This window comes from Pseudomonas sp. RW407, assembly GCF_003176655.1.
Classification (GTDB): domain Bacteria; phylum Pseudomonadota; class Gammaproteobacteria; order Pseudomonadales; family Pseudomonadaceae; genus Pseudomonas; species Pseudomonas delhiensis.
Map to the genome: position 1 here is coordinate 1 of NZ_QGSL01000073.1, position 667 is coordinate 667.

The 667-nt window shown below is 69.6% G+C and carries 1 protein-coding gene; it reads left to right on the plus strand.

Going from position 1 to position 667, the window contains the following annotated elements; genetic code table 11:
• Positions 1 to 559: NAD-binding protein (locus tag DK254_RS06500; RefSeq protein ID WP_158546403.1), on the plus strand; the 559-nt coding region annotated here is incomplete at its 5' end.
• Positions 560 to 667: the final 108 nt, after the last annotated feature.

Below are 667 nucleotides of genomic sequence, written 5' to 3' on the forward strand. Positions count from 1 at the left end.
GGCGGCGGCCCAGGCCCACGGCAACCCGATGCTCGACGCGCCGGTCTCCGGCGGCACCGCCGGCGCCGCGGCCGGTACCCTGACCTTCATGGTCGGCGGCGAGGCAGCCGACTTCGAGCATGCCAGGCCGGTGCTGGCGGCCATGGGCAAGAACATCGTGCACTGCGGCGGCGCCGGCAACGGCCAGGTGGCCAAGGTGGCGAACAACCTGCTGCTGGGCATCAGCATGATCGGCGTGGCCGAAGCCATGTCCCTGGGCGTGAAGCTGGGCATGGACGCGGAGGTACTGGCCGGCATCATCAATACCTCCAGCGGCCGCTGCTGGAGCTCGGAGGTGAACAACCCGCTCACCGGCGCGCCGGCGGCCCGCGGCTACAGCGGCGGCTTCGGCACCGACCTGATGCTCAAGGACCTGGGCCTGGCCAGCGAGGCCGCGCGCCAGGTACGTCAGCCGGTGCTGCTCGGCGCGCTGGCGCAGCAGCTGTTCCAGGCCTTCAGCAACCAGGGTAATGGCCAGCTGGACTTTTCGGCGATCGTGAAGCTGTATCAGGAGGGGTGAGGCCAACCGCTCTCGTAGGAGCGAGTAAGCTCGCGAATGGAGTCAACCGGCGGTAGTGGTGCTTTGGGTTGACTCCGTACCCTCTCCCCAGCCCTCGGCTGCGCGCCC